Source organism: Microvirga vignae (assembly GCF_001017175.1).
Lineage (GTDB): Bacteria > Pseudomonadota > Alphaproteobacteria > Rhizobiales > Beijerinckiaceae > Microvirga > Microvirga vignae.
Window position 1 is genome coordinate 1 of sequence record NZ_LCYG01000026.1, and the last position, 11,573, is coordinate 11,573.

At 60.3% G+C, this 11,573-nt stretch carries 11 protein-coding genes and 1 pseudogene; 2 read left to right on the forward strand and 10 right to left on the reverse strand.

Features of this window, described 5'->3' with window-relative positions; all coding sequences use genetic code 11:
• Positions 1-281 precede the first annotated feature (281 nt).
• The 10 genes from AA309_RS11430 to AA309_RS11475 all read right to left on the reverse strand — a co-directional run bounded on the left by AA309_RS11430 (position 282) and on the right by AA309_RS11475 (position 8,299).
• Positions 282-1,052: an ABC transporter ATP-binding protein gene (locus tag AA309_RS11430; protein WP_047189157.1), complete on the reverse strand. Its 771-nt coding sequence runs from the start codon at positions 1,050-1,052 to the stop codon at positions 282-284.
• A gap of 2 nt (positions 1,053-1,054) precedes the next feature.
• On the reverse strand, positions 1,055-2,059 hold the full coding sequence (locus tag AA309_RS11435) for an ABC transporter substrate-binding protein (protein ID WP_084731117.1): 1,005 nt from the start codon (positions 2,057-2,059) through the stop codon (positions 1,055-1,057).
• 38 nt (positions 2,060-2,097) lie between these two features.
• Positions 2,098-2,946, reverse strand: coding sequence for an ABC transporter permease (locus AA309_RS11440; protein ID WP_047189158.1), 849 nt, complete (start codon positions 2,944-2,946; stop codon positions 2,098-2,100).
• Between the two features lie 22 nt (positions 2,947-2,968).
• Complete coding sequence (locus AA309_RS11445; protein ID WP_047189159.1) at positions 2,969-4,321, reverse strand: LLM class flavin-dependent oxidoreductase; 1,353 nt, start codon at positions 4,319-4,321, stop codon at positions 2,969-2,971.
• Between the two features lie 37 nt (positions 4,322-4,358).
• A complete protein-coding gene (gene msuE, locus AA309_RS11450; RefSeq protein ID WP_084731119.1) occupies positions 4,359-4,967 on the reverse strand; it encodes an FMN reductase in 609 nt (202 codons plus the stop codon).
• A gap of 140 nt (positions 4,968-5,107) precedes the next feature.
• The gene (locus AA309_RS11455; RefSeq protein ID WP_052954648.1) at positions 5,108-5,749 is read right to left on the reverse strand and encodes an FAD/NAD(P)-binding protein; all 642 of its coding nucleotides are present in this window, start codon (positions 5,747-5,749) and stop codon (positions 5,108-5,110) included.
• Positions 5,746-6,267 carry a flavin reductase family protein gene (locus tag AA309_RS11460; RefSeq protein ID WP_047189167.1) on the reverse strand — a complete coding sequence of 174 codons (522 nt, stop codon included), beginning with the start codon at positions 6,265-6,267 and terminating at the stop codon, positions 5,746-5,748. Before AA309_RS11460 ends, AA309_RS11455 begins: the two co-directional genes overlap by 4 nt.
• 163 nt (positions 6,268-6,430) lie before the next feature.
• Positions 6,431-7,024, reverse strand: a complete 594-nt coding sequence (locus AA309_RS11465; RefSeq protein WP_047189160.1) for an RBBP9/YdeN family alpha/beta hydrolase — start codon at positions 7,022-7,024, stop codon at positions 6,431-6,433.
• 72 nt (positions 7,025-7,096) lie between these two features.
• A complete protein-coding gene (locus tag AA309_RS34200) occupies positions 7,097-7,357 on the reverse strand; it encodes a hypothetical protein (RefSeq protein ID WP_244470322.1) in 261 nt (86 codons plus the stop codon).
• Between the two features lie 495 nt (positions 7,358-7,852).
• Positions 7,853-8,299 (reverse strand): RrF2 family transcriptional regulator, encoded by a 447-nt coding sequence (locus AA309_RS11475; protein WP_047189162.1) that lies wholly within the window; start codon positions 8,297-8,299, stop codon positions 7,853-7,855.
• Positions 8,300-8,993: 694 nt separating this feature from the next.
• Here AA309_RS11475 and AA309_RS11480 point away from each other — a divergent pair.
• Positions 8,994-10,339 (forward strand): annotated as a pseudogene (locus AA309_RS11480) (LLM class flavin-dependent oxidoreductase).
• Positions 10,340-10,995: 656 nt separating this feature from the next.
• The coding region (locus tag AA309_RS11490) for an ABC transporter substrate-binding protein (RefSeq protein WP_244470323.1) at positions 10,996-11,573 on the forward strand (578 nt) is incomplete at its 3' end.

The window sequence follows — 11,573 nt, forward strand, 5'->3', positions numbered from 1 at the left end:
TGCATTTGAACATAAGAGTTCCATTGAGACGAAGATTGCGCCAAGATCAGTGCGGATAGCGGTTTGCTCAAATCGGGCCTCGACGGACATCGGTTGGTCTCCAGCGTGAGTGGTTCAGCAACCTCACTCTGCCAGAGAGTGAACCGCTATCCACCCGCATAGGATCTGTAGCATTCCCGTGACGCGGTCTAGAGCCGATTCCACCTCAGTGGAATCGGCTCTGCTCTTTGCCGTGCCGCATGTGTTGACGGTGAACCGGATACACTTCGTCGAAAAATGCTCTAATGCAGCCCGAACTCGGCCAAGAGAAACTGACGCAGCCAGACGAAGCGAGAATCGCTGCGGTCACGGGGGCGCGGAAGATCCACCTCGATGGTGCGGATGGCACTGCCCTTGTGCTTTGGCAAGATCAGGACCCGGTCGGCGAGATACACGGCTTCTTCGAGATCATGGGTGACAAGTACCATCGTCAGATGCTCCTCCGCCCAAATCCGCGCAAGTTCCTCCTGCATCGTCATCCTCGTCATCGCATCGAGCGCTACGAGAGGTTCGTCGAGCAGGAGCAGTTCCGGCTGCACTGCCAACGCCCGGGCGATGCCCACCCGTTGCGCCATCCCTCCGGACAATTGGGCAGGATAGGCGTCTGCGAAATCGAGAAGTCCGACAAGCCGCAGGTAGCGGCGTGCCCGCTGCGCGGCCTCATTGGCTGCAAGGCCGCGGACCTCAAGGGGAAAAGCGACATTGCCCATCACCGTGAGCCAGGGCAGAAGACGCGGCTCCTGGAAGATGACGGCGCGCTCAGACCCCACGCCACGGATAGGCGCGCCGTCAATCAGAACGTCGCCGCCGTCGGCGGGCTCCAAGCCTGCAAGAATGCGCAGCAAGGTCGTCTTGCCTGAGCCGCTGGCCCCGACAATCGCCACGCACTGGCCGCTGACGACTTCAAGGTCGATGCCTCGCAGTACGTCGAGGTCGCGCCCGTTGAGGGCGAAAGATTTGGAGAGATTCCGTATGGAGACCTCTCCGCGTCCGATGGTCTGGGCCTCGGCCATGATCAACCTCCGCGCGCGACCGTCTCAAGGGCGTACAGGATATCCGACACCTTGAGTTGACCAGGAGCCAGCTTGCCTTCGCGAGCCAGCACGTCGATCCAGAACTGCAGGTCCCGGTCGGCCGCGCGGCCGCCAGGCCGCACGCCATAACCCGCAAAATATTTCGCGACGTCCGAATTCTCGCCTCGGGACTTCAAGACGCGGGCCAAGATTTCCTGCGTCTCCTGCGGGTTTTCGCGGGCGAAATCGAGCGCCTTCGCGCAAGCCGCGACGAATGTTTTGGCTGCGTCTTGATGCTTTTGCACCCAGTCCCGGCGGAGCACCACGAAGCCGCCGGCGATTTCGCCCAGCACGTCGGTGTCGTCAAAGATCGGGCGCAGACCGCCATTCTGGCGCGCCGCGCCCTCGAAGGTCGTCTGCCAATAGCCGAAGGCGGCAACATCCACCTGCCTGGAACGCAGCACCTGCTCAAGCTGCGGGCCTGGAACGACGACCAGGCGTGCCGCATTCTCAGGCAGGCCTTCGGCATGCAGGGCTTCTCGCACCGTGTAGTCCAGATGCGCACCAAGCGTATTGACCGCCACGGTCTTGCCGATAATGTCTCTCACTGAGCGGATCGGACTGTCTTCGAGGACATAGAATTTGCTCTGAACCTGATCATTGATCCCGTTGCTCGGATAGGCCGCGACGAAATCATTGCCGCCGGCGATTGAATTGATCACTGCCGCCGTTGCGGCGCCGCCGATCTCCACGTTCCCGGATGCCAGAGCAAAAAGGGACTCGGGGCCGCCCGCGGCATAGCCGATGTTTTGCAGCACGATTCCCGTTCCCTCGAAGTAACCGAGTTCGGCAGCCAATTCGTGAGCCGAGATGCCACCGTGGCTGGCCAGGTAGCGGAGCTTCGTCGTCCCTTCTGCGGCCTGCGCCGCTCCCATGAGCGCGGTGCTGGCGAAGAGCGCGGCCGAGCGCAGCGCCAGGAGATTGAGATACCTGCGGGTAATGTTCATCAGGGGATGACCTTTCGGTTGAGGATGGACGGGTGATGTTATCGGCCTAGGCGGTTCCAGCGGCAGAGCCTGCCCTGCAGGCGCTCCAGCGCGTAGTTTGCGCTCAGTCCCAGGAGCGCGAGCAGCAGGATGGCCGCGAACATCAGCGGGATCTGGAAGTTGTACTGGGCATTCATGACCTGAAAGCCGACACCGCGGTTGGCCCCGATCATTTCGGCGGCGATCAGAAGAAGCAGGGCAGTGGTCGCGCTGAGCCGCAGGCCGACGAAGATGGACGGCACCGCGCCCGGCAGCACCACGCGGCGGAAGATCGTCAGCCGCGACGCCCCGTAGACGCGGGCCATCTCGACGAGCTTCGGATCCGCCTGCTTCACGCCGCCAATCGTGGCCAGGAGCGTCGGAAAGAGTGTGGCCCAGAAGATCACGAAGACCTTGGAAGCCTCGCCCAGGCCGAGCAGAAGGATGAAGACCGGATACAGCGCCAAGGCCGACGTCTGCCGGAACAGTTGCAGGATCGGATCGAGGCTGCGCTCGACCGCCTTCACCTGGCCCATGAATAACCCGAGCGGAATGCCGATGACGACGGCCGCCGAGAAGGCGAGGCCGGCCCTCTGCAGGCTGATGGCCACGTCGTCCAGCAGAAATCCGCCGGCCAGGCCGTTCCAAAGGGCCGCAAGGATCCTGTCGAGCGGCGGGAAGACCGCGGGGTTCAGCCAACCGACTTCACTTGCGACTTGCCAGAAGACCAGAAAGCTGACGAGCACGCCGTAGCGGGCGCCGATTTGGATTAGGCCGGCTGCGGCTTTTTCAGCAAGTCCCGCGGCAAAGGCACTGTCAAATCTGGTTTGACGGTAGGCATGGCCCTGTTCTGTATCGATCAAAGACATGATTTGATCCTTTCCTTCAGCCTCATTCTGCGGCCTGGACGGCATGTCTTGCGGCGGACCAGCGGTTGTGCGGATAGGAAAGTCCGAGGTTTTCTCGAAGCGTGCGGCCCTCGTATGCCCGGCGAAACAGCCCGCGCCGCTGCAGCTCAGGGATGACGAGGTTGACAAAGTCCTCAAGTGCAGTCGGCAGCCAGGGCGGCAGGATGTTGAAGCCATCCGCTCCTTCGTTCTCGAACCACTCCTGCAGTGTATCGGCGATCTGGATCGCCGAGCCGACCACCGTGAAGTGGCCGCGGGCCGAGGCGACCCACTGATAGAGCTGACGGATGGTGAAGTTGTTCTCGTCAGCGATCTGCCGGATGAGCGCCTGACGGCTCTTATTCCCTTCGGTGGGCGCTGCGGGAGGAAGAGGGCCGTCGAGGTCATAGCCATTGAGGTCGAGCGTACCGCCGGTGAGGCCGTTCAACAGCGCAATCCCGTCCTGCTCCAGGATCAGGCTGGTCAGGCGGTCATACTTCTCGCGAGCCTCTTCTGAGGTTCTGCCGACAAACGGCGAGACCCCGGGCATAATGAGGATGTGGCGCGGATCACGGCCGAGCCCTTGCGCGCGGGACTTGATGTCCCGGTAGAATTCCTGGGCCGTCTCCAGCCGCTGATGCGCCGTGAAGATGACTTCCGCGGTCGCGGCGGCGAGTCCGCGGCCGTCTTCGGATTGCCCCGCCTGCACGATCACCGGATGTCCCTGTGGGGACCGCGGCACGTTGAGTGGCCCCTTCACCTTGAAATGCTCGCCCCGGTGATCGGTGGCATGCAGCTTGTCCGGATCAAAGAACGCGCCGCTCTCCTTGTCGCGGATGAAGGCGTCGTCCTCGAAGCTGTTCCAGAGCTTCTTGACCACGTCGACATGCTCCTTGGCGCGGGCATACCGAAACGCATGTGGATGCTGCTGATCAAGGTTGAAGTTGTGAGCTGCGGCCTCGGTGGCTGTCGTCACGACATTCCAGCCGGCCCGGCCATCGGAAATGAGGTCGAGGGACGCAAACTTCCGCGCGAGGTTGTATGGCTCTTCATAGGTCGTGGAGGCCGTTGCGATGAATCCGATGTGGGAGGTCAGCGGCGCGAGCGCAGAGAAAAGCGTTACGGGTTCCAGTCCCGCCACCTTTGCGCTGCCGCCCTCGGAGGCGCCGCCGAACGACACCGCCAGGCCGTCGGCGAGAAAATAAGCGTCGAACAGGCCGCGCTCGGCTGTGAGCGCGAGCCGCTTATGGAATTCGAAGCTGGTGGCGCCGTCCGCCGGCTGGTCCGGGTGACGCCATGAAGCGATGTGCTGGCCCCCGCCGGGCAGAAAGGCACCTAGCTTGATCTGTCGGGTCATATCTGAATTCACCTAATTGACTTGAGGGGAGGGTAGGTCACGCGTTGGCAGCGACCGCTTCTGCGGTACCGCGCCGGCTTTCGGTCTTTGCCGTGAACACCACGTCCCGGTCGTCCTGCTTCAGATGGGGCGCGAATTGCTCAACCGCGCGGTCCAGTCTGGTGATGAGGCTGGGAGAGGAAAGCTGGCCGTCCACGAAGTCTCGCTCCGAGGCATAGACGCCCGTGGCGAGCGTCTGGGCCTCGAAGAATGCGAAGAGCGGACGCAGGTGATGCTCGATCACCAGAGCGTGCTTGTCGCCTCCTCCCGTGGCGGCCAAAAGAACCGGTTTTCCGGCAAGTGCCGTTGGATCGATCAGGTCGAAGAGATGTTTGAAGAGGCCCGGATAGCTTCCCTTGTAGACCGGGGTCGCAACGATCAGTGCTTTGGCGTCGACAATCGTGCTGACCACGTCGCGCCCGGATCCAGTGAGCTCCGTGAGATTGCGGGCGCCAGCAAAATCTGGCCCCAGCTGCGACAGATCAACGACTTTGGACCGCCCGCCGAAGCGAGCCATAGTGCGGGCAACGGCTTCTTCGACGAGGCCCCGAGTGCGGGAGGGTACGCTGAAACTACCGGCGAGGCCGAGGATATCGATTGTAGACATGGCGTCTCCTTCTATAAGTCTATAGATTAAGTAGACTAATAGTGGTTCGCCTCCCGCGTCCATTTCATAATTGCTGTAGAAAAGAGAAGAGGTTTAGCGCGGATTGCGACGGTGAGAGGACGATTGGCCTCTCACCTTCCTCAGCGGATGTCCCGACAGGCATCCGAGATGGATAGGCCAGGCATGCCCAGCTGGAGTTCAGCCAAGCGGGCTGCCTGTTCTCGAAGGTTGGGCCCGGCAGTTATCTCCCAAGAGGCGCCACGGATGCGAGGGCCGATGCCGAAGATCCGCTCCGCGCTTCGACCGTGAGACTCAATCAAGGCTTCGTGCTGATCGAAGCCGAGACCAAGCTTCAATTCGTCCGCGCGGGCGAACCCACCGTCCGGCATAGACTGCATGAGACGGTTCTGCGTGGGAAGCGAGAGGCGCCTAAAATCGCAGCAGTTGAGAGCATGCGACACTTCGAGTCTTACAGGTTCGCTGCCGCCGGAAGGACGATAAGTGACAGTGGTGCCACGCGCGGTCTTCAACGCCTTGTGGAAATGACCCTTGACGATCCTCAGGAGACCCGAGGCTTGTGCTTGGGCGATGCGAGCAACCGACGATGGCGGCATCCGGTGACGGTGCGTGTCCCGCATGCTTGAGGCATGCTGAAGGAAACGGCCGCGGCTTTTGTGCCGAAGGTGGCGCCAGAGCAGTTGGGGATGCGGTCGCAATCCATCGGTCACGTCGCGCCACTCGCCGCCCGCATCCGGAAGGCTGCGATTAAGGCTAGTCATCATCCGCCAAGATCACCCCGGATGGCTCCCCGAAAGAAAACGAGCGGTGGTCGTGAGGAGTCTACGCGAGAGGCAACAGCAATGCCGATCACAATCGAAATATCGCCACGCTGAATGACGTCATCCACCACACAGTCGAAGGTGCCGAGAGCCTTTTTGAACACCGGCGCACCGGTCACCAGGGTGTCCCACTGGCCTTCGATGAAGCGATCGGCCCCTGAAATACCCGCCTTGCCACTGAATGCATCTGCAACAGCTTCTGCTCCGGCCGGCAGGTAATTCACCGCGAAGTGGCGACGCGAGAGGATCGCGCCGAGCGCAGTCGTCTTCTGATCAACCGATACGAGGATCGTCGGCGGGTTGGCCGTGACGCGCGCAGCCGAAAGCCCCAGCGGACCAGCCGGGCCGTCATCCCCGTGAGCGGTCACAATGGTCATGCCACTCACCCTTTCAGCGAGGGTCTGCCAAAAGGTTTTGACGTCAATCGGAGGCAGCGAGGCCGAATGGATGGTTGTCGTCATGATCATCTCGGAGTTCTGCAAAGTTGCAACAAGGCCAGCAGAGACGGATGCCTCCTTGGCGTCATTGCGAGGTGCGATTGCCCACTAGTAGATGGCGATCGTACCTCGGACGGCTTCGCAGTGTCCGACAGCAGACCGCTCGAGCCGCATCCCCGCTAAGCGCTCACGGCGCAGAATGTCTCGAGCCGGTCGACCTCCGCGACAGGGGCGGTTGCGCGAAGGCACGCTGACGGACCCGCAAGCGGGCAAGCCAACGGAGACCCTCCGGCCAAGCGCCGTGGCCGCTGGCAACATTGATGTGACCGGCCTCTCCTGCATCAACGAAGGCTGCTTCCCACAGATTGGCGATGATACGGGCACGATCCTGCGCCATGTAGGGGTCGGTCCGGCTGGCAACCAATATGGCTGGAAAACCGAGGGGCTCAACCGGTAAGGGGCCGAACGAAGTGATCCCAGGCACGCGGGATCGTCGCACCTCAGGATCGGCTGGTGCGACCAGCAGGGCGCCGCCGATGTCCAGGTCCGGATGGCGCAGTGCCAGATGGGCGATCAAGATCGCTCCGAGACTGTGGCCGACCAGAATGGCCCCCGGCCTTCTCTTCACGTGGTGCGCCAAGACCGCGAGCCAGACTCCGAGATCCGGTGCATCCCAGTGCACCTGCTGGACTCGTTCGACGTCGTTCAACTCGGCTTCCCAGCGACTCTGCCAATGTTCCGGCTCAGAGCCCTTGAAGCCGGGGACCATAAGAATAGTCATAATTGGTCCTCCTCTGCTGCCGAGAAGTATCAGGCTCACGGGAAAAACGGTCAATGAAACGCGTTGCCAAATTCAGGGCGAATGATGGAACAGCGATCCCAGAACAAGTTTCAGCTTTAGAATTTTCTTCCGAACGCGATCATTCATCTTTGTCGAAAAACGGTCAAATCCCCGCACCGTGCTGGACGGTCTCATCCAACCCGCCATAATCGCTGCACCAGCACAGGAGGCCACGTGTTCATCATCCCCACTGATCGCCTTAACGCGACCGATCAGGATCGTGTTCGAATGGCGGCCGATCACGTCCTCTGTCTCGCAATCGAGAAACGCCAAGACACCGTTCAGGACAGGCGCGCCGGTGATGAGCCGCGTCCAGTCGCCCTCCTAAAACCGCGCCTCGTCCTTGATTCCGCCGCGGCCAGCGAAACGGTCAACAATCGATCGATGCTGGATCGCCAGGATATTGATAGCGAAATGCCAGGCCTACGGGATAACCGGCCAAGCAGACGCGCTCCGATTGACACAAATGAGGGCGGATGAAGGCTCGGTCGGTGCAGCGGTCAGCGAAGTCGTGGTCAGTCCGGCACGGATGGCTCCGGCCGAGGCCATAACAACGCCGATGGCGCCGGCGATGTGGCGCATCACTGATCGGAAAGCGGAGGGCTCGATATCAGCAGACTCTAGGCTACGGATCAGTTGATTCATGGAGACCGTCCGTGACTGCGAGAACGATAGGCACACGCCATGCAGCGCAAGTCCCTGGGAGCGGTCAGACGATGGTATCGTTAAAGGATTATCGATTAACTTGGTGGATAAATAGCGATCAGTCTATTTCGGCTTCGTTGTTCTGAAGCGTGATGGGGTGCGTTTGGCGAGATCGGCAACGGTGGTGTTATCGACGACTGAGGCGATGGCATCGCGCACTTCGCTCATGATTGAACGAACAGGACATAACTCGATTTTGCCGCAATCGTCACAAGCGCGGAACGCGGATCGGCTGGCGCACGCTATCGGCGCGAGCGGACCCTCGAGTGCTCGAATAACGGCACCGACTTTGATGGTACCGGCCGGCCTGGCCAAAGCATAGCCCCCGCCTGGGCCCTTCTTACTTCTCAACATGCCGGCATTGCGAAGATCCAGCAGGATGGCATCAAGAAATTTCTTCGGGATGTTGTTCGTCTGAGCAATCTCTGCGACCTGAGCCGTCTCCCCGGCATCGAGCCTCGCGAGATGAACAATTGCCTTGAGTCCGTATTTGCCCTTATTGGTTAACACCCCTATACCCCAGCCATCGTCGATATTCGATTAGTTCTATCAACTAACGACATTTCAGCAACGGTTTTTGGTTCCTAGCGACAACGGACCGTCTCCCCCGCCGTGTATCGACTCGATGGTTTGTCGTGCCTCTTGATCGACTATCGTCGTTCGCCCTTCAGGGGAGCAACTCAACAACGCCGAACGGCTTGGCGACCCACAGTGGCTTCCGGCGATGTCCACGCGGGCGCCGACGAGAGTTTCAGGCCCAAACCCGCGATCAGCAACATCTCGTGCCTGCACGACGGCAGTTGGTCAGCCTCACCCTTTTCCCTCTGATAAGATCGACAGTCAGCATCATTGATCTGCTCGATCAATCAGGGCCTGCTGGCTGACGCTCGTTGATAGGACTGTTCGATATGAAGAACCACAAGGAGAACACTATTCTTGCTGTCATTTACGCGCCAAGTTTAGTTTAGCTACCCCACACTATTGTTTGCCTAGCAATAGACTCGCCTAACAAGTCTTAGCGTCTCGTGCAAGCATAGCCTATTATTCTCTTGTCTGCGTTCTTTTTAAGAAACATTACCTCTTGACCAATTTGTATCACCCTTGTCATCGTTCAGCGACATCGCGTTGCCGGTGAATCTGGCTCGAAGAGGCGGTGACACGATTTGCCGACTTCGGAGCCGACTATTCTGAAGCGAGGGTTTCCATGTCCAATCCCAAGCGCCAACTGGCCCTGAATCTCTTCGTCTATCCTGGTGGCCACCACGAGGCGGCTTGGCGGTTCAAGGAATCCGAACCTGGGCGAGTGCTCGACATCAGCTACTACCAGGAACTCGCGCAACGAACGGAGGCGGCAAAGTTCGACGCGATCTTCTTCGCCGATGGGCCCTCACTCCCGGAGAGCGTCCGCTATTCCTCCCGTCTTCGCTTCGAGCCGCTCACCTGGCTTGCTGCGATCGCAGCAGCGACGCAGAAAATCGGGCTGATTGCGCCGGCTTCAACCACCTACACCGAGCCCTACAATCTCGCCCGCCTTTTCGCCTCGCTCGATCACCTGAGCAAAGGGCGGGCTGGGTGGAACATCGTCACCACAGGTGATGCCGGAGCGGCGCAGAATTTCGGCTTGCCGGAGCACCCCCGCATGGTGACCGTTACGAGGAGGCGCGCGAATTTCTTGAGGTGGTGACCAAGCTCTGGGACAGTTGGGAGGACGAGGCGCTCGTTGCTGATCCCGATAGCGGGGTCTTTGCCGATACCGACAAGGTGCACAGCATCGACCATGTGGGCAAGCATTACCGGGTCCGCGGGCCGCTCAATATCGCGCGCGGACCCCAGGGGAGGCCAGTCTACGTCCAGGCGGGCTCGTCTGATGACGGCCGCTCTTTCGCGGCCCAGCACGCCGAGGCAATCTTCACCGCACACCAGACGCTGGCGAGCGCGCAGTCCTTCTATGCCGATATAAAGACCCGTGCCTCCGCGCTCGGACGGCAGCCGGAACATATTCGCGTCCTCCCCGGCATCAGTTCTTATCTCGGCTCGACGCAGGCCGAGGCCGATAGACTGGAGGAGGAGCTTAACGAGTTGATTCAGCCGGCCGCTTCGCTAGAGCAACTCAAGCGCATGATCGGGATCGATCTAAGAGGTCATGACCTCGACGCACCGTTTCCTCGCCACCTTGTCGACACGAAAGGGCTCAACGCCGTCGCCAGTCGGTTCCAGCTTGTTGTCGACATCATCGACCGCGAGAAGCCGACCATCCGTCAGCTGATTAAACGCCTCGCCGGCGGACGTGGGCATTGGGTGTTGGCTGGTACGCCCGAGCGCATTGCCGATGCGATTCAGATCTGGTTCGAGCACGGCGCAGCCGACGGATTCAACGTGATGCCGCCTTGGCTGACCGGCGACTTCGACGCGTTCGCGTCCGAGGTCGTTCCGGTCCTGCGCAAGCGCGGGCTATTCCGGGAGGAGTATTCCGGTGATACACTGCGCGACCATTATGGCCTGCCGCGGCCGGAAAGCAGCTATGCGCTGGCGCAGAGGAAGAGCGCCTGAGTCTGGGCGCCAGCGCGTCTGACCTTCCGATCAGACCGATGGGCTTGGATGCGGTCGCCGCGCCCATAGACACGTTCTGGCACGAGGGAGTTCGTTGGGTCCGTCAAGAAGCTCTCGAGCGAATCGGATCCACCTTCATAGAGAGCCAAGACAAATGCCGCGGAGATCTGATTATTAGCAAAGGCACATCTGAACCGCTGCTCATTGCGAAGCAGTCGTGCGACACGGAAGTCCCAGAGCAAAGAGCATCGGTGTCATTCGAGACAAGAGGCGCGTAGCGCATTTCAGCAAACGCCACGAATCAAAACACCAGACAGAATTCGCGTCGACTCAGGACTGAAAGAGCGACTTGTTTCGTCCTGCCTTCCATGGTCAGGGCTCGGCTTGTCAGCCAACACGCAAGCGTCGGCGTGGTGCCATCGGCCTGCCGTCGGCGACCGGCCTTAAGGCAACTGACGATCGCCAATGAAGGCAGGCGCTTGCGGGCACATCAAGCGATATACCCCTGCTAAACTGAAAGATATTCTCCTCGCGTTTCGCTTCGCCAAAAACTCTTCTTCAATCGTCACAACTTTAGTATACTAATTCTATAGACTATACTAATTACCGGTCATACCTTATGGGGATTATTGCACCCAGAGCTCATGTGGAGGACCATGATGAAAGCATATTTGCGCCTTCCGACCGCTATCCGATGCATCCTGTCGACAGCCCTCCTGATGACCGGGGCAGCCCTTGCCGAGCCTCTCCCCGACAATGCACCTGTCCCCGACACGATCGCCCCAGGGACTAGGCTGGTCATCGGCGATCCGCAAACCCGGGTCGCGCTCACTCTTTCCGGCGAACTTGGCAAGCTGCCATTCCAAGTCGAGTGGGCTAACATCTCGGGCGGCCCGCAGACGATCGAGGCGTTCCGAGCCAAGGCGCTGGACGTTGGTTCAGTCGCTGATATTCCTCCGATCCACGCGCAATGGACTGGCTTGGATGTCAAGATCGTCGCGGCAAAATTCCGCCTCGATCCGGTGGGGCATCCTATCTACGTCATCGCCACCGCACCGCATTCCGGCATTGACAAGCTCGACGATCTCAAAGGCAAGAGAATTGCCTTCAGTCCTGGGCAGGCTCAGGGTGCGCTCGTCCTACGGGTCTTGAAAAAGGTTAACTTGCAGCGCGACGACGTCCAACTCGTCGAATTGCCGAGTGTCGGCGATGGATGCGTCGCAAATTTTGATTG